The organism is Pseudomonas sp. GQ91 (assembly GCF_059758795.1).
The window spans coordinates 1-268 of sequence record NZ_JCAXED010000079.1; the positions used below are offsets into that span (position 1 = coordinate 1).

Below are 268 nucleotides of genomic sequence, written 5' to 3' on the forward strand. Positions count from 1 at the left end.
TCCGCTGACCGTAACCCTGGGCAATGGCGAGACCATCACCATCGGCGTGAATCAGTCGAGCGGCACTGTTTCGGTACTGGCGCCAAATGATGTGTATACCGGCGACCAGACCGTCAGCACCGCGATCACCAAGGTGACCGGCGGCGAGCACTTCGAGAATCTGGTTCCGGGCACTGACACCGTTACCACCACTGTCACCGATACACCGGGCACTGATGACACAACGACCGTGACTTTGACGGCTCCATCGTCGGTTAACGAAGGCGGC

The 268-nt window shown here is 59.7% G+C and carries 1 protein-coding gene; it reads left to right on the forward strand.

Features of this window, described 5'->3' with window-relative positions; genetic code table 11:
- A partial coding sequence (locus AC6CIA_RS26505; RefSeq protein WP_498316126.1) for an immunoglobulin-like domain-containing protein occupies nucleotides 1-268 on the forward strand: 268 nt, incomplete at both ends.